The sequence below is a fragment of the uncultured Tissierella sp. genome (assembly GCF_902479755.1).
Classification (GTDB): Bacteria; Bacillota; Clostridia; order Tissierellales; family Tissierellaceae; genus Tissierella; species Tissierella carlieri.
This window is the reverse complement of sequence record NZ_CABSQO010000016.1, coordinates 69,196-90,599: the sequence shown is the minus strand read 5'-3', so window position 1 is coordinate 90,599 and position 21,404 is coordinate 69,196. Positions and strand designations below refer to the sequence as shown.

The window sequence follows — 21,404 nt, the reverse complement described above, 5'->3', positions numbered from 1 at the left end:
GTATGTCTTACTATGATATCCACTTATATTTCTCCTAAATAAAATCAATACACTTAAATAGATAATGGCAGATACAGTTTGTCCCATAATCATTCCAATTAAAATTATAACTAAAGATGTTAGAATGCTAGTTTCTATTATTTTAATTCCATAAGAGATTACTTCAATCTCATCTTTATCCATTGTAGACTGCAAAATACAACTTCTAATAAATTGACCTGCCACTTTCAATCCTAACCTCTTTCCTTTATAATAATTATAACAGATAAAATTTGGAATAGTTTGAATTTGGAGTAAGTGGTCTTTTTTTGGACTGAACGGTTATTTAGGGGGGATACCTATGTTCAGAATTGCCATTTGTGAGGATAATAGAGATTTTTCATTGGAGTTAGAATCAATTATTCAAAGAAAATTTTTTCACTATAATATAAAATGCCATATAGGCTGCTTTTACTCAGAAGAAGATATTCTTGATAATATGTTAAATTATGAGGGGAAATAGGGCATTATCTTTTTCGATGTAAAACTATCTAAATTAAATGAAATAGAAATCACACGTAAAATTAGAAAGTTAGACAATGATATCATTTTTATATTCATTACATGTTTTAATAAAAAGATATGTAAAGATTTATACTTGATAATATTTCATTTAATTAGAATAAGCCATTTCCAGAAAAAAATAGATTCCGTCCTTGATTCATTGATCAAAGGGATTAAATATTTAGCTGAAAAATACTTACTTCCTATAGATGATAACAATATTTATCTAACGTCCATCATATTATGCTTTTTAAGTATCGGGCAGACATGTGGTTATATGCATTATAAATACTACCTATATCTCAAACTATCATATTTTAGAAGATATTCCATATATTTTATCAGAAGAGAATTTTTTAAGATATATAAAGGAATTACGGTATTATATCCATATTAGCTTAGTTTAGAATTACTTCCTAAATTGAATTTCAATTTTACTGTTTTTAGCAATATTCTTATATAATATCAAGCTTTTTCAACGTATTATAACAATTATAATATATTAATCGTATCTGAATTATTGGTCCTTTTATTTGTATTAGAATTTTAGTTAATTCTACGGAAAACTCACATTTAGAATATTATTACTTCTTTTTAGTCCTGATTATTAAGTTTTTATCTACAAGGCCTTGTATTTGTAATGAAAAGATATAGACGACAAATCAAAAATATACTATCAATTAATAAGATTACCCAAAATCTAAACAGTACTTTTATTCCTATTATTTAAATAAATTAATTAATTATTTTTAATACTATAGGCAAAAAAGAAGGAGAAAATTTATCTATGTAGAATATATAATATAGGTAACAAGAATTTTATAATTAGAAATGAAGACGGGCAAGTAAACGAAAATTTGATAGATGAGGAGGTTAAAGAAAGTTAAAGAAGATTAAAAGAAATGATATAAATTATATGATTGAAAGATATGAGTAGAAGGTTGAATATAATAATATTTAGAAATTTAATTATAGGAGGGAGATTATTGTTAGGAAGAATAGGAATAGTTGAATATATAATAATATTAATTTCATTATGTATACTTATAGGGTTTGGCCTTTATCGTCTTATAATATTTAAAAAAAATAAAAATAAATAGAGAATGAAATGATTCCTGCTAAGTAGACAGTAGAAAAAATAAGGCTATGTAAATAATTTTGTGTATTATCATTCTTTGGCTAATAACTGGTTAAAAGATACAAATCGATAAAATATAGAGTTAAGTTGACTTTTTATTTATTAAATATCCTTTATACTATATTATTTCTAATGCTTTATAATAATATAGTTAATCTTATTCAATAGCACGATAAGGAGATGCTGGAGAAGCAACCTGAGTAGCTATTGGATTTGCCACAAGAACGGATAGTTATTGATTGTCCGTCTTCTTTTATCCGTTCCTAATAAAATCAATGTGATAAACCTTAGGAGTCCAGAAATCTAGCGTTCATTCTATACTACTTTACCTAATATTTTTTCAAAATAATACCTTCAACTAACTTACTACTAAATCACAGTTAGTATATGCTCTGTTCTATTTATTATTAACCTTCTCTGTTTCTAAGTATAGAATTTTTAAGGTAATTTTATCATTTAGAAATATTAATCTTGTTTTGATTACTTTTCTAAATTGACTGTGCAAGCTTTCTATTATATTTCATGTACAAGTTATCTTTCTGATATAGTATAGAAATGCCAAGATTATCCTATTTATCTTCCCAATCATTAATTACATTAGAATATTTATTTTCCACCTCTCCCCTATATTCTACAAGTTTTAATATGCTTTTCAATTTCATTTAAAGCTCGTCATACCTTATTCAAGTTAGCTACAGATTACTTCCTATCCTTGTATGAGATATATTTCATACTTACTCCCGTTTGGTAAATTATAAATCTTTTTATCTTAACAAATGGGTATGCTATGTCTATTGCTTCTTTGGGCCTATTAAATATTTGTACATAGAATACCAATACATCTTAAGCGCTTTTATCTTTTAAGTCATTTAATACTAATAGTAAAAATTTGCTATTTTCATTTGATCTAATCTATATCCCAAGAACTTATTTTTCTTTATCTATGCTTACATCCGATATCCCATAAGCCGCCTTTACTACAATTTGTTTATCTCCACATACCTTGTATCTATGAAAACAAATAAGTGGATACTCTGAATAGGTCTGTTCTGCCATTCTGTAACAATCGGGATAATCCTATTTGTTATATTAGATATAGCCTTAGTTGATATATCATCATATATCTTTTTATCTATTCAGATATATCCCTAGTAGCCATTCCTACAACATACCAAGTAGTGACAATAGCGTTGATATTTCTTTGATGTTTTGATACTCTTTTGAATTCGAATTCACCATTTCTACTTCTAATTCTTCCTTAGAAATTTTCAACATTAAATTACTCTACCTTATAATTTAATTGATTATTTGTCTCTTCCAATTATTAACCAAGAAGAATATGTATTGATTACACAATTTTTTTACAAACTCAAGTCTTATGTAGCAAATCATATCTTATGGTTGACGATATTTCTATATAGCTATAATTTTCAAGTATTCTCTGTATTCCAAAAGTATCATACAGTTCAGTAGTTTTTGATATCTATGACTATTGTAATAATCTATATAATTGATGGTTACTTGTTCTAGTTCGTCATGTGAGTTAAATTTCTTAAGGCAATACAGTTCAGATTTCAATATCCTCCAGAATTCTTCATTCGGATCATTATCTACACATTTTGATATCCTAAACATGTTTTGTATCATTCTTACATCATCCAGTTTCTTTTTAAATGCTTTTGGTGTGCGTTGAAATCCCCTATCACTATGGAAACATGGGCTGATGATATAACATATATTCCTACTAAAGAAGGCTCTCTATATCTTATGGCTTATATGTATGTATATACTAGTAAAGTTGTAGGCTAATGAATAAAAACATGAGAGAGTCATTAGTTATATATACCTTAGGATCAGCTCTATGGAATGAGTCAACTAATGCAGGTCTTATTATACATACAGATAGATTGTCTTAATTTATTAGTAAAAAATATCAGGCTAAGATTGGAAAACGTGGTATCATCTCCAGTATGAGCAATACTAGTAATCTTCATGATAATGCCATTATAGAACCCTTCAATAAATCATTAGAGACAGAAATGATGGACGATAACAAAGTTCTTACTATACGAGAAGAAGGTAAAAGGCTATATTTGAATATATAGAATTATTTTTTAATAGAAGGAGAAGGCATTCTAATCTTGGATATTTATCTCATTGAGAATATGAAAAACTGAACTTGATTAGGTAGACTATTTATCAAGTCTACCTAATCAAGTTCAGTCTAAAGCTTTTATTACTTTAACCATCTTTCACAACAGGATCATATCAGAATATTCTATTTGTTTTTAAATTCCATCATCTGTAAATACTATACTGGCAGTTCCAGGATATAATTCTACTCCTATTTCAGGATATGCATTGGCACCCCCTAATGTAGATCTTTTAAAATGAGCTTGAAAATCATGTGCATAAACTTCTTCTCCCCACGGTTCTGTTCTATAATATCCTCTACTAAACACTGTTTTTGCATATGACCATAAAACATCATGTGATTCTCCGCTAGTTCTAATATTTCTGACATTGTAAACTCTAGCGACCTCCCATGACCATGTAGCTTGTAATGTTATGGAAAACAGCCTAAGTCCTAAATATGAGTATACGGTATGAGTGAATGATTGTGTTTTTGAACCACTTAAACTAGCGGACTCCAGCTCTTCTATTTTGAATTCTTTTTTAATTAAATTATTTGATTTAATTTCTGCATAAACATGTGGAAATTCTTCTTTTATCTTACTTTCTAAGATATTGTCATTCCAAACTATCCTAGCACCATTTTTTTGCTGTAGTATTACTTCTCTCAAATTGTTTTCAGCAATCTTATATAATTCTTCATCGGATAATTTTCTAGTTTCTTTAATTGATATAGTTTTAATATTCTTTGTGTTAAAATTGTTTTGATCATCAATTTCTAAAACTGAATAAGCTGGCTCATGCATTAATCTATCTAATAATGTTAATTCCTTTTCCTCATACTCTGTCGCAACTCCAATAGTTGGTATTAAAATTAATATTGCTGATAGTATACTTAACATTTTTATTCTTTTCAAGAATAAAACCTCCTTTAATTATACAATTTGATTAACAAACAGATAAAATACTTTTTCAAATACCTAATCTTGATAAAAAGTAAAGCTTTATATTTATATTATGTGTTTATCTTAGAAAGATATTAACCAAGAAGTATAGTTGATATATTGATCACTTTAAAGGAACGTCTTCGGTGCCTTAGTCTCATAATACAAAATGTAGAAACCGTACTTGATGATTACTCTTCAATTTTCTTTGCTATCTTACTTATTTCCTCCTCTATCCCCCTAGTTAAAACCTTCTTCACTTCACCTCTCTTCCTCCTCTCTAGTTTTATTATTAATACTTAATACCATTACCATTAAAAAACTGCTAATGGCAAAGAAGTAATTAATTTCATTTAATAAACCTAATACTGTTAGTATATGACATATTGTTGCTAAAGCTAAAATAATACTTAACCACTTGTGCCTTTTTATATTACCCTCATTTATAATCTCATCCTTTACAATTCTATTTTTATGTACTGTAGGTTTAGCAATATATGTTTTTATTATAGAATAAATATCATCTCTATAATTTCTTTTAAATCCTGCTACAATCATTTTTCTAGAAATATTATTATGAAATTTAAATTTGTGATAAGTAAGCATTCCAAGTATGTCTTACTATGATATCCACTTATATTTCTCCTAAATAAAATCAATACACTTAAATAGATAATGGCAGATACAGTTTGTCCCATAATCATTCCAATTAAAATTATAACTAAAGATGTTAGAATGCTAGTTTCTATTATTTTAATTCCATAAGAGATTACTTCAATCTCATCTTTATCCATTGTAGACTGCAAAATACAACTTCTAATAAATTGACCTGCCACTTTCAATCCTAACCTCTTTCCTTTATAATAATTATAACAGATAAAATTTGGAATAGTTTGAATTTGGAGTAAGTGGTCTTTTTTTGGACTGAACGGTTATTTAGGGGGGATACCTATGTTCAGAATTGCCATTTGTGAGGATAATAGAGATTTTTCATTGGAGTTAGAATCAATTATTCAAAGAAAATTTTTTCACTATAATATAAAATGCCATATAGGCTGCTTTTACTCAGGAGAAGATATTCTTGATAATATGTTAAATTATAAGGAGAAATATGATATCATTTTCTTCGATATAGAGTTACCAGGGTTAAGTGGAATAGAAACAGCACGAAAAATTAGGAAACTAGATGAAAGTATCATATTTATATTCATCACATATTTAAATGAAAAAGTATATGAAGCTTTAGACTTAACAATATTTCATTTTATTAGAAAAAGTCATTTCCATAAAGAAGTAGATTTAATCCTTGATTCATTGATTAAAAAGTTGGAATATTTAACCCAAAAATACTCATTTCCTATAGGAGATAATAATATTTATCTCAAGCTCTATGATATCATATATTTTGAAGTGTTAGACAGACGTGTGATTATACATACTACAGATAATACTCATATTTCGAATTATCGTTCTTTAAAGGATATGCCTTATAATCTAACAGAAAAAAATTTTTATGAAATATATAGGGGAATTATGATTAATCTTAACCATATAAAAGATCTTATAGATGATAAGATCATACTTTCTAATGATGATACTCTATATATTGCAAGAAGAAGATTCAATGATTTTAAAAAGGAATTCTATAGATACATTTCATCTAAAAGAGAGGGGTAATCATGAAAAATCTTGATATTACACTAAGCTTTTTGTTTTCTATAATGGATGGAATACTTTTTATAAGCATATTGTCTAAATTTAGAAATTACAAGAAGAATTATAAACTTATTGATACTATTTGTAATTGTTATAGTATCTATTGTTGCATCTTTGTTGACTCAATTTGAAATAACTCCATATATTAAAATAATTGTCATAGCTATATTACTATTATCTTTAACAACTCTCTTATATGATCTTAAATCTTATCAACTAATATTAATCATTGTAATGTATTATTTTATACTCATTATATCTGAACTATTAGTTACTTTATTAGCCTCAAGGATTTTAGATAAATCTGTAGAAAACTTACAATTAAAATATACTTACTTCTTTTTAGCAATAATTAGTAAATTCTTATATATACTAATCTCTACACTAATTAATAGAAAATTTTTAAACACAAAGATTATTCTTCCAAAGATTTTAAACTACATAATTATATCAATATTATTTTTATCTACGGTTTCAATGCTCTTAATATTTTATGCTAGTTTGGATTTATCTTCAAAAAGTATTATATTCATCTTATTTATTATATGTCTATTGACATTATTCATTAGCCTAGGCTCTTTGACAATGTATTTCAATGCAAATGATTTTTATATCAATTTACAGAAAGAGACTAATAAAAGAATTTATAATAAATCATATGAAAAGTTTATAGCTAATGCTGAATTAAGAAATGATACTTTATCTAAGATATGGCATGATATGGGAAATCATGTTAAAGTCTTGGAAGAAATGAATAAGATGGAAAATGATACTCATATTGAATATATTAATTCAATAAAAGATAAACTTAAGTCAATTCCTAATACAATAAATACCGGAAATAAATTAATAGATATAGTATTAAATGATAAATATGCAGAAGGTATTATGCAGGGTATAGATTTTGATATAAAGGCAATAGCTCCTCCTAAAGTAAGTATCGATGATATGGACTTAAGCTCTATATTGTTTAATACCATAGACAATGCAATAGAGGCTTGTCTAAATTGTAATGAAAAAAATAGATATATCTATATAGAGCTATATCCTGATGAAAATTTCTTATGTTATAAGATTAAAAATAGTTATAATCCGGCTAAAGATAATTCCACTAAAAAAATATACTTTAATAAAAAGCAGTATATCTCCTCTGGATATGGCCTTAGTATAATAAAAGATATTGTAGATAAATATGATGGTTATATAGATATAAAGAAAGATGATAAGGAATACTCAGTTACTATTATTCTTCATTTGAATAACCACTCAGTCCAAGAAACGACCACTTAATCTAAATTTCAACTATTTTTAGTTTGATTTATTATAATAATTATAAATAAAGAATGATATTTGAATATAAGTAATAAGGTAAAGCTAATTTAAACTCTTAGGCTTCTAGAGAGTATACAAAATATAATCCTCAGGGGTGATTACAATAAAAGAAGCAATTATACACTCACTAATAGTTATTATAGGTTATATACTTCTTTCTTTAATATTCAAAAAGAGCTTTTATGAAATTGACTGGTTTTCAATAGTAGTCTTTACATTGGCATATAATAGTGTATATTTATTTAAATGGCTTATAAAGAAACTAAAAAAGTAAAGTGCTCATATGAGCACTTTCAGAAGGCTGTTAAACCTTTTATTTATAATTCTTTATTTCCCTTTAACCTTCTTAAGCCTAAAGAAGTCCTCCCTTTCCTTTTCTTCTAATACTTCTTCAATATACTTAATAGTTGTAGTATATTTAGGGATTTGGATTTTATCTAGAGCGTTAGCTCTTTTTTGAGTCTTTTTTATTTCCATTGCTAATTTATATACCGAATTTTCTATTTCTGCTAAATCGTAAATAAGTTTTCTTATATCTGAAAAGTTTAATACTGCTTTGTCAAAAGCTGGATTTGTTCTGAAAAATCCATATTCCGTTGTAAGCTTAGTATCTTCCCTCTTTATCATGGGAACTTCTACTCCCATTACAGATTTAAATAATATATGGAAATCTTGTTCCTTCTCAATGGAGCCTGCTATCTCCTCTACAGATTCAGTACCCATTGTTATATTGGCTAATTTTAAAGCCTCATAGGCTTGTTTAAATTCAGTATCTATTCTTTCTTGTAATTCACTTGCTTTATCTATTAGAGACATCATTTCTCTTATGAGAACTGTTCTCTTTCTATCTAATAGCTCATAGCCTTTTTTTGCAAACTGGAGGGAATTCTTGGATTTTATCAAGTTTGCCTTTGTAGGCGTCAATTTATATACTGCCATTTAATCACCTTATTTCATATACTTTTCTATTAAGGCTGGTTTCAATCTATCTAATTCTTCCTGAGATAATAAGGAAAGAGTTTTCCAAGATAGCTCTAATGTATTCTCTATATCTCTGTTTTCCACATAGCTTTGGGTAACAAAATTTTCTTCAAAGGCTTCTCCAAATTTCATGTATTTCTTATCCTTATCAGATAAATCGTCTTCTCCGACTATTTGTGCCAATGCCCTGACTTCTTGAACCTTGGAGTAGGCAGAGAACAATTGATTGGATACATCTGGATGATCTTCCCTTGTATATCCTTCACCTATACCGTCCTTCATAAGTCTTGATAGTGAAGGAAGTACATTTATGGGAGGATAGATATTTTTTTGATGTAATTCCCTTGACAATACAATCTGCCCCTCTGTTATATATCCAGTTAAATCTGGTATAGGGTGAGTTATATCATCATTTGGCATTGTGAGTATTGGTATTAGTGTTACAGAGCCTTCCCTATCCTTTAACATACCTGCCCTTTCATAAAGAGATGCTAAGTCAGAATAAAGGTATCCTGGATAGCCCCTTCTACTAGGTACTTCTTCTCTTAAAGATGAAACTTCTCTAAGCGCTTCACCATAACTAGTTATATCTGTCATTATAACTAATACGTGTTGATTTTCTTCGAATGCCAGATATTCTGCTGCTGTAAGAGCAGCTCTTGGTGCTATTATTCTTTCCATTATAGGGTCATCTGCATAGTTAATATACATAACTACCTTATTCTGAACTCCTGCTTTTTTAAAGGCTTCTTTAAAGAAAAATGCCTCATCATGTTTTACACCTATTGCTGCAAAGACTATGGAGAAATTATCTCTTTCCTCTCCCTTTACCTTAATCTTTGCCTGCCTAACTATTTGAGCAGCTAGTTCATTATGAGGTAAACCTGAGCCTGAAAATATAGGTAACTTTTGTCCTCTGATTAAGGTTATAAGCCCATCTATAGACGATATCCCTGTTTGAATATAGTCCCTTGGATATTCTCTGGAAACTGGGTTTATAGGTCTACCATTTACATTATAGAACTTATCAGCATATATATCTCCACCATTATCTATAGGCATACCTACACCATTGAAAGTTCTTCCTAGTATATCCTTAGATAATGGAATTTCAAAGGGTCTTCCTTCAAAGCTTACCTTAGTATTCTCCACTGAATGACCTAAGGTAGAACCAAAAACCTGCACTACTACTTTGTCTCCATCTATTTTAATAACTCTGCCTAGTTTCTTTTCGCCTAAATTGTTTTCTACCTGTACTATTTCTCCATATCCAACTGCATGAACCTTTGATAGCTCTATAAGAGCTCCTTCAACTTTATCTAATACTAAATATTCCTTTTTCACTTCATCACCTACTATTTAGAATAGTCTAATTCTAATTTATTATAAAAATCGTTTATCATATTTTTAAGCTCTTCTATTTTATCTATATCTTCGTTGGGTATAGAATATTTCATCTTTATGATCTCACCATAAAGTTCTCCGTTTCTAACCTGAGAAATTGGGATATCTTTCTTTATGGCTTGTAGACCTCTTTCATATAGTAAATCAATAGTCTTTAACATTTCTAGCTGCTTTCTTAAAGGTACATAAGTATCTTCTTTATGGAAAGCATTTTGTTGTAAAAATCCTATTTTAATTACCCTAGCAATCTCTAGAATCAATCTTTGGTCATCTGGTAGAACATCTTCTCCAACTAAAAGAACTATTTCAAGAAGTCTGCTTTCCTCAAATAAAAGTCTTAGCATCTTTCCACGAAGCTCTCCTACTTCTTCATTTAGTTCCATTTCATAGTAGGTCTTTAACATTTCCATATATCCACTATAACTATTTAACCAATTAATAGCTGGATAATGTCTTGAATAAGCTAATTCTCTATCTAATCCTAAGAATACATTGACAAATCTCTTAGTATTTTCTGTAACTGGCTCAGAGAAATCTCCTCCTGCCGGAGAAACCGCTCCTATTATAGTTACAGAACCTTCTTTTCCAGATAGAGTGCTTACATATCCTGCCCTTTCGTAGAATTGAGCAAGTCTTGAGGGTAGATATGCTGGATATCCTTCCTCAGCAGGCATTTCTTCCAACCTTCCTGATATCTCTCTCAGGGCTTCTGCCCAACGAGAAGTAGAGTCTGCCATTATAGCCACATGGTATCCCATATCTCTAAAATACTCTGCCATGGTAATTCCTGTATATATGCTGGCTTCCCTTGCAGCTACAGGCATATTAGATGTATTAGCTATAAGAACAGTTCTTTCCATTATAGGTTTGCCTGTCTTAGGATCTATAAGTTCTGGAAAATCCTCTAGTACCTCTGTCATTTCGTTTCCTCTTTCACCACAGCCAATATAAACAATAATATCTGCATCTGACCATTTTGCTAATTGGTGCTGAGTCATAGTCTTTCCCGTACCAAAGCCACCAGGTATTGCTGCTGTTCCGCCCTTAGCTATAGGAAAGAATATATCTAATACTCTTTGTCCTGTAACCAATAGCTTATCTATAGGCAATCTCTCTTTAGCAGGTCTCGAAATTCTAACGGGCCATTCTTGATACATTTTAAGGAAATGTCTATTTCCTCCATTATCTTCTATTTCAACCAACCTTTCTTCAATATTGTATCTTCCGTTTTTGACTACCTTTAGGACTTTACCCTCCAATCCTACAGGAACTAAAAGCTTGTGAGTAATCAAAGAAGTTTCTTGTACAGTCCCAAATATTTCTCCTTCTCTCAGATAGTCCCCAAGATTTACATTTAAGTTTACTTCCCAAAGTTTTTCTTCATCTATTGATATAAGTCCTATACCTTCTGGGATAAAGCTGCCAAAGTCATCTCTTATTTTCTTAAGTGGTCTTTGAATACCATCAAACATATTACCAAGCATACCTGGTCCTAGCTTTAGAGAAAGCGGCTTACCAGTTGATACTATTACTTCTCCTCTTTTTAGACCCTCTGTTTCTTCATATACTTGCACTGTACCACTATCACCATCTATGGATATGATTTCACCGATTAGCTTCTTTTCTCCTACTAATACCATCTCTCTCATCTTAAATCCAGTCATGCTCTCTCCAAGTATTACTGGACCATTTATCATAGCTATTTTTCCTGTTAAATTATCCATTTAAACCACCTGTCTTTTCTAGAGATGAATATAATCTCTTACCTATTAGATATCTATTTTCTTCAATAATAGTCTTAAAGCTATTGTCTAGATTATAACTCATATCTTTATCTGACAATATAAATCCTCCAATTATATCTGACACAACAATATTAAAGAATATGTCTTTATTATTCTCTTTACCTAAATTGAGAATAGAATCTTCTAGATTTACTTTATCTTTTTCCTTCAATCCAATTATTATCTCTTTTTCATCTATTTCTCTAATTAAATCTTCAATTTTGCTAAGAACATAATCATTATAATCATGAGATAATACAAATTCTCTGGCTCTATCTTCTAAAGAAGAAATCAAATCCCTTAAAACTTCTTCCCTTTTTTCAAGAATTTTTCCTCTGTTTTCTTGAGTAGCCTTAGAAAGCATCTCATTTTTTTGAGTTTCTGCCAAGATTCTTCTTCTATTTATTATTTCTTCTTTTCTCTTTGCAAGCTCTATTTTTTTCTCTTCTAATATGGATCTGTTTTTCTCTTCTAATTCTTCTAATGCTTTTTTACATTTTTCCTCTTCTTCTTTAAATACTACCTTATGGAAAATATCTAGTTTATCATCAAGAGTAATCATCGAATCACCACCTAAATTTTTATACCTATGGATTCTTTTATATATCTCATTATAAAGTTTTTATCCCTTAGGCCAGTTCTATCTGGAATAGTAGCTATAAGTTGGGAATTTCCACTTCTCTTAAGCTCTAATACCTTTTCCTTCATCTCTTCAAATATTTTTTCTGTTATGATGATAATCCCAATATTAGGATCTTCAACGGCCTTAGAAAAATAGAATTCAACTTCTTCCTTTGTCTCTGCTAAAATCCCTTCTATTCCTGCCAACCTTAGGCCTATAATTGTATCCTTATTATGGCTGATTAAAAAGGATTTCATATTATAACCTTCCTAGGATTAGGATAGATACTATAAGACCGTAGATAGCAATACCTTCTGCAAGACCTACGAATATTAAAGTCTTACCTAATATGCTTGAGTCTTCAGAAACAGCTCCAAGAGCTGAAGAACCTACTACGGCAACTGCATATCCGGCACCTACAGTTGCTAAACCTGTTGATAATGCTGCTGCAAGAAATCCAAGTCCTGATGGTGCTGCTGAACCAGTAGTTTCAGCATTGATTGCTCCTGGTACTAAAGTAATTATAGCTGCAACAAGTATTGGTAAAAACACATATAGATTTGTTCTTAAAATCTTTTTAAGAGTTTTTCTATTACCTTCTACATTCTTGTAAATCATAAAAATTCCAGTTCCTATAGTTAATAAAACCATTAAAGTTGTTGATACTAATATAAATTGCATTTCAATTCCTCCTAATTATTTAATATTTACAGGTTTAAATTCCCTGCCTTCACCCTTGTAATATCTGCTGAATAGCTCATAGTATTGAAGTCTTAGACCTTGAATAAATACTATAAGTCCCTCCATACCTATGATTACAATGTTACCTATAATCAGTACTATGATATTACCTGCCGTAGTTCCTATCATATGACCTATGGTCTCAAAGGCTATAAATAAGCCAACGTGAGTTAAAGCAAAGGCTCCTACCCTAATGAAAGATACTGTACCACTTAGCATACTGAGTAAAGTCTCTATAATAGAAAATACAGATTCTATATAGTATCCAGTAATATCTTCACCATGAAGAGGACGTTTACCCTTTATTAAGTGAGTCAATGGTTGTTTAAATACCATGACAGCTATACATAGTATAATAATTACTACACCTACCTCCATGGAGAGTATAGGTTTCTTTAAAAGATTTCCACCTATTAAAATAAGCAAACATAGATAAAATAAAAATCCTGCTAAGCCTTCTTTTCCAAATAAACCATCTTCCATGTCTTTTCTTTTGACACTATTTATCATTCCATAGATATAGGATATAAGTATAAGTGCTATACCTATAAATATAGCTGATACTAAAACAGTATTAATATTTTCAAAGGGCTTAATTAAAAGTGCTGGCAAAATAGTTTCTATGCCGAATACTGCCCCGTATAAAGTTCCGAATACCATGGAACTAAGCCCTAGACGCCCTAATAATCCACCAAACATTTTGTTTTTACGACCTAGAAGTACTCCTCCTAAAAGTAATATAAGGCCTTGCCCCAAATCTCCAAACATAGCTCCAAATAAAAACATATAGGAAAGAGACAAAAATGGAGTAGGGTCTAGTTCGTTATAAGATGGCATTCCATACATCTTAACTAAAGATTCAAAAGGTTTAAAAAGCCAGATATTTCTAAGTTTAGTAGGAGGCGTAAGGTCTGTTTCATCCTTAAACATCACTAGCATATCCTTATATCCTTTTAGGATTTCTCCAAGCTTTTCTTTATCCTTCTTAGACACCCATCCTGAAAGATAGAAGAACTTATTAGATCTAGCTAATTCTTCTTTAATATCCTCTATTTTTTCCTTTGTTTTTAATTGATTCACTGCTGATATAATTGCATCTTGATGAATTTCTTTTAAATTAGATAATTTTCTTTCCAAAGAGTCTATATCTTTTTGTAATCTTTCTTTCTTAGCCTTTAGGTACTTAACCATCTCTATTGGTGTTCCCTTATACTCCTCTGGAACTTGGATTTCTTTAAAATTCAAGGATCTTAGAATTCTATTCATTTCTTCTCTTATGTTTGAAGGATATATAGTTAAATAAACTTCTCCTTCCTTTCCAGTTCCAGTATGAAGGATAATCGCTAAGATATTCTCATAATTTTTCTTAAGCTTTATTCTATCTTCTTTAGATAGAATTCCAAATCTAAAATCAAAATGTGATAGACTTCTTAAATTCTCTATGGGAATATTGATATCCCTAATATTAGAAAAGCTTTTGTAAAAATCTTCAATTTCTCCTAGTTCTTCTTGAGCTTTCTTTAACTCTTCACTAGGCATCTTTACTTCTTCATATATACGGCTCAATTCATCAGATGCCTTGAGTATATCTATATCCACCTTTAGATTAGATTCCATATAATTAGATTTCATATTTAAAATTGATTCTAATTCTTCCCCTTTTTTAAGAAGTTCTTCATAGTTTTTATCCTTTGAAAAGGATGTAATATAGTTTAAATCTATAACTTTCTCTAGATTTTCATCCTTTACATTAAAAACGAAACTATTATCTTCTATTTGTGATAATGCAGATACTAAATCTACTTTACCTGATAGAATTATATCTTTTAACACATTATCTACATCTGAGATATTTCCGATGACATTCATCATGGTCATCTTTTCAACAGACATTACTCATCACTTCCTTCGACTTTCCTTACTAAATAATTTTTTGTTTCTTGTAAAGTTAATCCATATTTTTTAGCTTCCAACATAGAAATAATATCTCTTATTTCATACTCTAAAAGATGAATATAAGCAATGGATAAAGTTATATCTAATTTTGCTTTTTTAAAGGCATTTAAAAATCTATAATACAAATATCTTTGAATTCTTCTTTCCATGTATAAATCTACATCTTTTTCAGTATCAAATAAGAAATCATACTCTGTCTGTAAAACTATTTCTTTTAATTCTTCCTCTGTTGAGTAGCACATCTTTTTTAATTTCTTATAATTAAATTCATATCCATTGGGTAATGTAAAGTTTATTAACTCCTCTGGAAGTAAGTTATAGAATTTAATACCTCTATAAATCCATTCAATATTTAATAAATCTTCGTTTATTCCAAGGATTTTTTCGAATATTATTCTATCTTCCTTCTTTAGATTCTTAGATTCAGATTTTAAAGAATTAAAGTATAGTCTATCTAAATTCATCTCCATATAAAATATAATCTTTGCATGTTCTTCTTCTTTGTAAGTGTTTAAAGCATCATAGTAAATAGTTCCCTTCAAGTTTTCGATAAACTCTTCTATACTATGAGAAGATTTCAATTTTTTTAGATTAAAACTATAATATTTTTCCTTTAGTAAGCTTAAGCCTTCTATTTTATTAAGGTCCTCTTTTCTCTCTAATGCTCTTAGATATAGTTTTAGGTCCTCAATCTCATACCTTAGCATTAAAGCTCTGAATAGTTTTCTATAGTCGTCAGTAAAATATCTTATTATTTTTTCAAATTGGTTTATTAGGTGACGTTCTAGCTCTATTTCCACCTGCTGAATATTATCTAATTCCTCTATTTTACTTAATTCTTCCTTATAGATAGTATTCTCTTTCAGATAGGCAATTTGTTCTTTTACGTTTTTCTTTTCCATCAGATTTATATAATCTTTTCTATCTAATGATTTTGATCGTAAAACTCTTATTTTAGTGTTTATAGCTGCAAATCTTCTTTCATTGCTCATGATTCTACCTCTATTCTTTGCCTCTAAATAAACTATTCCATAGGCCCTCTATTAATTTATCCTTACTTCCTTTATATACCTTATCTATTCTTTCTAAGGTTTCAACATCCTGAGATTTCAACCTTTCGATTTCTGATTCTCCATTTCTTATGATTTCATTGTAAGTTTTTTCCCCTTCTAATCTACCTTCTTCCATATATTTTTTTTCTAATTCCTGAAGAGTTTCTTTTAATTCCTTTTCCTTATCCCCTATGATTTCTTCAGTCTTTAGCTTCATCCTTACAGTTTCCTTATCAATGTTTATTATCTTGTTGATAATTTCATCCATAACTAATCACTCCTTGACTAAACTATTATACTCCTCCTATATCTTATGTAAACTCAAATAATGCCTCCTATGACCTATAGGAGTGAAAATAAATAATATATTGACTATCAATAATAAACTTCTCTTTATTTATCTTTGATTCTCTATCTTATTCTTGGTTTTTCTCACATTTTAATATTTGTTACAAATATTTAATAAATTTTGTTCCATAAAAATAGTGGATACACCCATATGGGTGTATCCACTATTTTTATGAATTTATTCCTCTTTCAAATGCTTTAATGTTTACTTCATGTACTCTTTCTGGAAGAAACTTCTTGATTTTACTCTTCCAATCTATATTTTCTAAGCCTAATGCTTTAACTATAAGACCTAACATTACAATATTTTGGGATCTTGGCTCACCAAGTTCCTCAGCTATACTTCTTGCATTTATAGATATCACATTATTTATTTTAGATTTTAGTTCTTCCATTATCCCTTCAGGATATTTTTCAAATCCCGCTAATACTGGTAATGGCCACATTTCTTCTTCGTTAACTATTAATGTTCCATCTTTCTTTAATTGAGGTACGTATCTTGCTGCTTCTAGTTTTTCGAAGGATACTAGTACATCTGCTTCTCCTAGATTTATAGTTGGTGAATATACCTTATCTCCAAATCTAATTTGAGTAGTAACGCTACCACCTCTTTGAGCCATACCATGGATTTCTGACATTTTTACATCATAGCCTTCTTCTAAGAGTCCTTCTGATAATATTTTAGATACTAAAATAGTACCTTGCCCTCCTACACCTACTAAAAGTAAAGATTTAGTCAATTAAATCACCTCTTCCCCAAAAGATTCTATAGCCTTAAATGGACATACTTGTAGACATACTGTACAGCCATTACACATTGCAGTATCCATACTAACTACATTATCCTTCATAGATATAGCTGGACAGCCTATTCTTAAACAGGTCTTACATTTTCTACATTTTTCTTGATTTACTTGACAATATAAATTTGCTCTTCTTTTTTGTACATCTTTAATAAGTGCGCAAGGTTGCTTTGTAATGATTACAAATGGCTCTGTAGCTTCCAATGCATCCTTTACTGCATTTGTATTTGCATCCATATTATATGGATCTATAACTCTTATATTTTCTTCCTTTACTCCTATTGCTTTTACTAAGCCTTCTATATCGATCATTGGTGATTCTACGCCAGATATATTCTTTCCTGTACCTGGATTTTCCTGATGTCCTGTCATGGCAGTGATTCTATTATCAAGAATTACAACAACCATATTACTCTTATTATATACTGCATTAACTAACCCTGTCATTCCAGAATGGAAGAATGTAGAATCTCCTACAAAACCAAATACTTTCTTTCCTCTATCTGCCATTTGGTTAACCTTATCAAAACCAATACCTGCAGTGATTCCAGCACCCATACATATTACTGTATCTCCCATACCCAGTGGCGGCATAGCTCCTAAGGTATAGCAGCCTATATCGGATGTAACCACTACCTTATTTTTATGTTTAGATAATGCATAGAATATACCTCTATGTGGACATCCTGCACATAGTGCTGGTGGTCTTGAGGATACTTCCAAATCTAATTTATGTTCAACTTCTACTTTTTCACCTAACATTACTTCCCTTATAATTTGTGGGTTTATTTCTCCACATACTGAGAATATTTCTTTTCCAATACATTCTATTCCCATAGCCTTAATAAATTGTTCCATATAAGGTTCATTTTCTTCTATTACATATAGTTTGTCCACACCATCACTAAACTCTTTAAATAATTTATCTGGTAGTGGCCAACTAAATCCTACCTTTAAGTAAGAAACCGTATCTCCAAATACTTCCTTTGCATGAAGATATGATGCACCGGATGTTATAATACCTATTTTTCTATCGTTCCATTCGATTTTATTTAATGGACTATTATTTGAGTATTCCCTAAGCTTTGGAATTCTATCTGCTTCCATTTCTATATGTTTTGCCTTGGAATTTGCTGGTACCATTATGTATTTCTTAGGGTCCTTCACATACTCCTTTATCCCTACTGGGACTCTTTCTCCTAATTCTACTACACCCTTACTATGACAAACCCTAGTAGTTACTTTAAATAACACTGGAGTATCATAAGTTTCGGATATTTCAAAAGCATGTTTTATAAAATCTTTACATTCTTGACTATCTGATGGTTCTACCATAGCTACTTTTGCATGAGGTGCAAATAGTCTATTGTCTTGTTCATTCTGTGAACTATGCATACCTGGCTCATCAGCAGTGATTACTATAAGTCCTCCATTTACTCCTTCATATGCAATGGTAAATAATGGGTCTGCTGCCACGTTTAACCCTACATGTTTCATTGCAACTAAGGATCTAGCTCCTGCTATGGATGCCCCTGCTCCAACCTCTAAAGCAACCTTTTCATTGGTGGACCATTCTGAATATATTTCTTCGTACTGTGAGATGTTTTCAAGAATTTCAGTGCTTGGTGTACCTGGATACGCTGCTGCCACTAAACATCCTGCTTCATAAGCTCCTCTTGCAATAGCTTCATTACCTGTTAAAAGCTTTTTCATGGAATCCCTCCTATCAAATATAGTACAATAATATTATATCAAATATATTATTAATTGTATTAAGTTTTTTGATTTTAGGGTCAATTTTTAACAATTCAACCCTTTTAACCAATTTTTAAACTTATCAACATCTATATCTATTGCTATATCTATATTCTTTTCTTCATCAGAAATATTCCTATAATCCAATAACAACATGCCTAAGCTTTGTTTATTGTTTATTTCTATTGATACACCGAATTTTTTCTTTTTCGCTAGTTCCGGCAGAACCATGACTGCAAGAGCTACTGCATCATGGATTTCAATAGCCTTTTCTCCACATAGACATTCTCTATTATGTATAGCCATAAGAAATTCAGCAATTAATTGACTATGGGGATTGTTAAATGATTTAAAGTAATCTATATCTTCTAATTGCAAATACGCTTTTTTAGTTACATCCAATCCTACCATAGTAAGTGGTATTCCAGATTTAAACACTATATCTACTGCATGAGGATCTATATACATATTAAATTCGGCTGATGGTGTGATATTACCTGCCCTAGTTGTTCCACCCATAAAAGTTATAGACTTAATCAATGGTTTTATATCTGGATATCTTATTAGTGTTTTTGCAATATTGGTCATGGGAGCTAAAGCAAGAATCTCTAGGTTGCCGTCATACTTTTTAGCTTCTTCATATATAAAATCCGTTACATCTATTTTATAAAATTCTCTATTAGATTCTTGTAATACTACCTCTCCTATACCAGTTTTTTTATTTGATAAATTCCGCTCTCTAATTAAAGGATGTTCTGATCCAATTATAACTGGTAACTCCCATCCTATTGTATGTAATAAATTTAATGCATTTTTGCTAGTATTTTCTAAACTAGCATTTCCAGCTACAGTTGTTATTCCAACTACTTCTGTATCCTGTACTTTATGAGCAGCTATCAATGCTATTGAGTCATCTAATCCTGGATCGCAATCTATAATAATTGGTCTAATCATAATATCCCCCCAGCTGTTAATGTTTCTCTCTAGATAATATAAAATTTTATAATTTTATTTCTCTGCATGTTCTATAGTCTTTGCTCCACTCTTTAACTCCCAATGTAATACAAATGTCAGTACTACTCTAAGTATTGCTACCGCCGCAAGTATAATAAATTCATCTATTGTTCTTATTACTACTGTCTTTATAATTTCCGCTGCTAGCTTAAACTCTAAACTAAGTGCCATCGCCTTGGCAAAATCAATAGCTACATCATCATCTCTAAAATCAAATCCATTTTTAATAAATTGAAAAATTCCTCTTAATGCTGCTATTGTGATGATGAACACCCCAATGGACTCTAAGGAACCAGTAATATAAGGAATTATCTTTTCCAAAAAATGCTCAATTATCACTTAACTCTCTCCTCTTTTGTAAAATATTGCCAGGGGGACGGTTCTGTTGGCAAGATTTTTACTTTCCTGCACATTATATTTTAACATAAAACAATGAATTGTGTTAGTATATAATTTATGCTAAATTTTATACTGAAAATACCTTTAGTCTGAAATCTAACACAAACTAAAGGTATTTGTCATTTATCTATATATGTTTATTTTCCTAGAACTGCTTCTTTTATTGTTATACTATATTGTTCCTTAAAATAATCTTCGAGAATACTTACTTCTTCTTTTGTTTTTTCAGCAGCACTATCCCATCTACCAGAACTTTTCATTTTCTCAGTATTATCATTATGATCCCCATCTTCTACTTTATCCAATTCATTTTTTTCTAAATCATAATAATAATAAAATGCTGTTCCCATTGCTGAAACATAATAATATTTCTCTACATTATTGGCTGAATAATCAAATTTATAATAATCTACTGTTTCATTTCCTTCTAAATCTGTTTTTATAAATTCAACATAACCATCGTCACCTTTTTTAATTGATATTTTTAATCCTGATTCCTCAAAAGGTCCATTCTCCACATCTGTATATACTAAAATACCATCTTTTTCTTCAAACTTTGATTTTTCTTGATTATTATTCTCATCTTGAATATTATTTGCTGGTAAGTTCTCTTCTCCCTTTTTATCTTTCCCTGTACATCCTACAACCATTCCCATTGTTAACATAAGTACTAATAATAATGATACTATCTTTTTCATATGACTTCTCTCCTTTTGTTATTAATTTATCTGATGGCTTA

Annotated in this window: 24 protein-coding genes; 4 read left to right on the top strand and 20 right to left on the bottom strand. The window is 29.9% G+C overall.

The features are described 5' to 3' along the window. The coding region (locus RDK80_RS10255) for an accessory gene regulator B family protein (protein ID WP_308524217.1) at positions 1-225 on the bottom strand (225 nt) is incomplete at its 3' end. A gap of 115 nt (positions 226-340) precedes the next feature. On the opposite strand from RDK80_RS10255, the gene RDK80_RS10250 reads away from it, so the two are divergent. Beyond that, positions 341-502 carry a hypothetical protein gene (locus tag RDK80_RS10250; RefSeq protein ID WP_216561400.1) on the top strand — a complete coding sequence of 54 codons (162 nt, stop codon included), beginning with the start codon at positions 341-343 and terminating at the stop codon, positions 500-502. Between the two features lie 2,156 nt (positions 503-2,658). On the opposite strand, the gene RDK80_RS20110 is transcribed toward RDK80_RS10250, so the two are convergent. Together RDK80_RS20110 and RDK80_RS10240 are read right to left on the bottom strand one after the other, a co-directional pair. Further along, positions 2,659-2,748 (bottom strand): hypothetical protein, encoded by a 90-nt coding sequence (locus RDK80_RS20110; protein WP_374041668.1) that lies wholly within the window; start codon positions 2,746-2,748, stop codon positions 2,659-2,661. Between the two features lie 346 nt (positions 2,749-3,094). Further along, on the bottom strand, positions 3,095-3,328 hold the full coding sequence (locus tag RDK80_RS10240; RefSeq protein WP_216561398.1) for an IS3 family transposase: 234 nt from the start codon (positions 3,326-3,328) through the stop codon (positions 3,095-3,097). Between the two features lie 442 nt (positions 3,329-3,770). Between RDK80_RS10240 and RDK80_RS20105 the strand changes: the two genes are divergently transcribed. Next, on the top strand, positions 3,771-3,842 hold the full coding sequence (locus tag RDK80_RS20105; protein ID WP_374041667.1) for a hypothetical protein: 72 nt from the start codon (positions 3,771-3,773) through the stop codon (positions 3,840-3,842). Positions 3,843-3,969: 127 nt separating this feature from the next. On the opposite strand, the gene RDK80_RS10235 is transcribed toward RDK80_RS20105, so the two are convergent. The 3 genes from RDK80_RS10235 to RDK80_RS10225 form a co-directional block, all read right to left on the bottom strand. Next, positions 3,970-4,731 (bottom strand): hypothetical protein, encoded by a 762-nt coding sequence (locus RDK80_RS10235; protein WP_216561395.1) that lies wholly within the window; start codon positions 4,729-4,731, stop codon positions 3,970-3,972. A gap of 288 nt (positions 4,732-5,019) precedes the next feature. Then, positions 5,020-5,316, bottom strand: a complete 297-nt coding sequence (locus RDK80_RS10230) for a hypothetical protein (RefSeq protein ID WP_308524215.1) — start codon at positions 5,314-5,316, stop codon at positions 5,020-5,022. Further along, on the bottom strand, positions 5,313-5,594 hold the full coding sequence (locus RDK80_RS10225) for an accessory gene regulator B family protein (protein WP_308524216.1): 282 nt from the start codon (positions 5,592-5,594) through the stop codon (positions 5,313-5,315). Before RDK80_RS10225 ends, RDK80_RS10230 begins: the two co-directional genes overlap by 4 nt. A 115-nt stretch (positions 5,595-5,709) precedes the next feature. On the opposite strand from RDK80_RS10225, the gene RDK80_RS10220 reads away from it, so the two are divergent. Beyond that, positions 5,710-6,435, top strand: a complete 726-nt coding sequence (locus RDK80_RS10220; protein ID WP_216561390.1) for a LytTR family DNA-binding domain-containing protein — start codon at positions 5,710-5,712, stop codon at positions 6,433-6,435. A gap of 111 nt (positions 6,436-6,546) precedes the next feature. Further along, positions 6,547-7,764: a GHKL domain-containing protein gene (locus RDK80_RS10215; RefSeq protein ID WP_308524214.1), complete on the top strand. Its 1,218-nt coding sequence runs from the start codon at positions 6,547-6,549 to the stop codon at positions 7,762-7,764. 369 nt (positions 7,765-8,133) lie between these two features. Here the strand turns inward: RDK80_RS10215 and RDK80_RS10210 are convergent, their stop codons facing one another. The 14 genes from RDK80_RS10210 to RDK80_RS10145 form a co-directional block, all read right to left on the bottom strand. Continuing rightward, positions 8,134-8,745, bottom strand: a complete 612-nt coding sequence (locus tag RDK80_RS10210) for a V-type ATP synthase subunit D (RefSeq protein WP_308524213.1) — start codon at positions 8,743-8,745, stop codon at positions 8,134-8,136. A gap of 9 nt (positions 8,746-8,754) precedes the next feature. After that, complete coding sequence (locus tag RDK80_RS10205) at positions 8,755-10,131, bottom strand: V-type ATP synthase subunit B (RefSeq protein ID WP_308524212.1); 1,377 nt, start codon at positions 10,129-10,131, stop codon at positions 8,755-8,757. Positions 10,132-10,142: 11 nt separating this feature from the next. Continuing rightward, positions 10,143-11,915, bottom strand: coding sequence for a V-type ATP synthase subunit A (locus tag RDK80_RS10200; RefSeq protein ID WP_094898801.1), 1,773 nt, complete (start codon positions 11,913-11,915; stop codon positions 10,143-10,145). Further along, on the bottom strand, positions 11,908-12,537 hold the full coding sequence (locus RDK80_RS10195; RefSeq protein ID WP_308524211.1) for a V-type ATP synthase subunit E: 630 nt from the start codon (positions 12,535-12,537) through the stop codon (positions 11,908-11,910). Before RDK80_RS10195 ends, RDK80_RS10200 begins: the two co-directional genes overlap by 8 nt. 11 nt (positions 12,538-12,548) lie before the next feature. Next, positions 12,549-12,854 carry a V-type ATP synthase subunit F gene (locus RDK80_RS10190; RefSeq protein WP_094898799.1) on the bottom strand — a complete coding sequence of 102 codons (306 nt, stop codon included), beginning with the start codon at positions 12,852-12,854 and terminating at the stop codon, positions 12,549-12,551. Position 12,855: 1 nt separating this feature from the next. Then, positions 12,856-13,278 carry an ATP synthase subunit C gene (locus tag RDK80_RS10185; protein WP_094898798.1) on the bottom strand — a complete coding sequence of 141 codons (423 nt, stop codon included), beginning with the start codon at positions 13,276-13,278 and terminating at the stop codon, positions 12,856-12,858. A gap of 15 nt (positions 13,279-13,293) precedes the next feature. Next, entirely contained in the window at positions 13,294-15,231 is a 1,938-nt protein-coding gene (locus RDK80_RS10180) for a V-type ATP synthase subunit I (RefSeq protein ID WP_094898797.1), read from the bottom strand. Continuing rightward, positions 15,231-16,286 (bottom strand): V-type ATPase subunit, encoded by a 1,056-nt coding sequence (locus tag RDK80_RS10175; protein WP_308524210.1) that lies wholly within the window; start codon positions 16,284-16,286, stop codon positions 15,231-15,233. The genes RDK80_RS10180 and RDK80_RS10175 overlap by 1 nt, the downstream gene beginning before the upstream one ends. 10 nt (positions 16,287-16,296) lie before the next feature. Beyond that, the gene (locus RDK80_RS10170; RefSeq protein WP_094898795.1) at positions 16,297-16,614 is read right to left on the bottom strand and encodes a hypothetical protein; all 318 of its coding nucleotides are present in this window, start codon (positions 16,612-16,614) and stop codon (positions 16,297-16,299) included. A 250-nt stretch (positions 16,615-16,864) separates the two neighbouring features. Next, the gene (locus RDK80_RS10165) at positions 16,865-17,434 is read right to left on the bottom strand and encodes an indolepyruvate oxidoreductase subunit beta (protein ID WP_094898794.1); all 570 of its coding nucleotides are present in this window, start codon (positions 17,432-17,434) and stop codon (positions 16,865-16,867) included. Then, on the bottom strand, positions 17,435-19,210 hold the full coding sequence (gene iorA, locus RDK80_RS10160) for an indolepyruvate ferredoxin oxidoreductase subunit alpha (RefSeq protein WP_216561371.1): 1,776 nt from the start codon (positions 19,208-19,210) through the stop codon (positions 17,435-17,437). 87 nt (positions 19,211-19,297) lie between these two features. Continuing rightward, on the bottom strand, positions 19,298-20,206 hold the full coding sequence (locus RDK80_RS10155) for a nucleoside hydrolase (RefSeq protein WP_216561369.1): 909 nt from the start codon (positions 20,204-20,206) through the stop codon (positions 19,298-19,300). Positions 20,207-20,260: 54 nt separating this feature from the next. Further along, positions 20,261-20,605, bottom strand: a complete 345-nt coding sequence (locus tag RDK80_RS10150) for a DUF1622 domain-containing protein (RefSeq protein WP_094898792.1) — start codon at positions 20,603-20,605, stop codon at positions 20,261-20,263. Positions 20,606-20,802: 197 nt separating this feature from the next. After that, entirely contained in the window at positions 20,803-21,363 is a 561-nt protein-coding gene (locus RDK80_RS10145) for a hypothetical protein (RefSeq protein WP_216561367.1), read from the bottom strand. Positions 21,364-21,404 lie beyond the last annotated feature (41 nt).

Coding starts and splice junctions, on each gene's coding strand:
- RDK80_RS10155 (WP_216561369.1), bottom strand. CDS start 20,206: ATGATTAGACCAATTATTATAGATTGCGATCCAGGATTAGATGACTCA.
- RDK80_RS10210 (WP_308524213.1), bottom strand. CDS start 8,745: ATGGCAGTATATAAATTGACGCCTACAAAGGCAAACTTGATAAAATCC.
- RDK80_RS10240 (WP_216561398.1), bottom strand. CDS start 3,328: ATGATACAAAACATGTTTAGGATATCAAAATGTGTAGATAATGATCCG.
- RDK80_RS10195 (WP_308524211.1), bottom strand. CDS start 12,537: ATGATTACTCTTGATGATAAACTAGATATTTTCCATAAGGTAGTATTT.
- RDK80_RS10190 (WP_094898799.1), bottom strand. CDS start 12,854: ATGAAATCCTTTTTAATCAGCCATAATAAGGATACAATTATAGGCCTA.
- RDK80_RS10185 (WP_094898798.1), bottom strand. CDS start 13,278: ATGCAATTTATATTAGTATCAACAACTTTAATGGTTTTATTAACTATA.
- RDK80_RS10180 (WP_094898797.1), bottom strand. CDS start 15,231: ATGTCTGTTGAAAAGATGACCATGATGAATGTCATCGGAAATATCTCA.
- RDK80_RS10170 (WP_094898795.1), bottom strand. CDS start 16,614: ATGGATGAAATTATCAACAAGATAATAAACATTGATAAGGAAACTGTA.
- iorA (WP_216561371.1), bottom strand. CDS start 19,210: ATGAAAAAGCTTTTAACAGGTAATGAAGCTATTGCAAGAGGAGCTTAT.
- RDK80_RS10230 (WP_308524215.1), bottom strand. CDS start 5,316: ATGATTGTAGCAGGATTTAAAAGAAATTATAGAGATGATATTTATTCT.
- RDK80_RS10145 (WP_216561367.1), bottom strand. CDS start 21,363: ATGAAAAAGATAGTATCATTATTATTAGTACTTATGTTAACAATGGGA.
- RDK80_RS10250 (WP_216561400.1), top strand. CDS start 341: ATGTTCAGAATTGCCATTTGTGAGGATAATAGAGATTTTTCATTGGAG.
- RDK80_RS10200 (WP_094898801.1), bottom strand. CDS start 11,915: ATGGATAATTTAACAGGAAAAATAGCTATGATAAATGGTCCAGTAATA.
- RDK80_RS10220 (WP_216561390.1), top strand. CDS start 5,710: ATGTTCAGAATTGCCATTTGTGAGGATAATAGAGATTTTTCATTGGAG.
- RDK80_RS10175 (WP_308524210.1), bottom strand. CDS start 16,286: ATGAGCAATGAAAGAAGATTTGCAGCTATAAACACTAAAATAAGAGTT.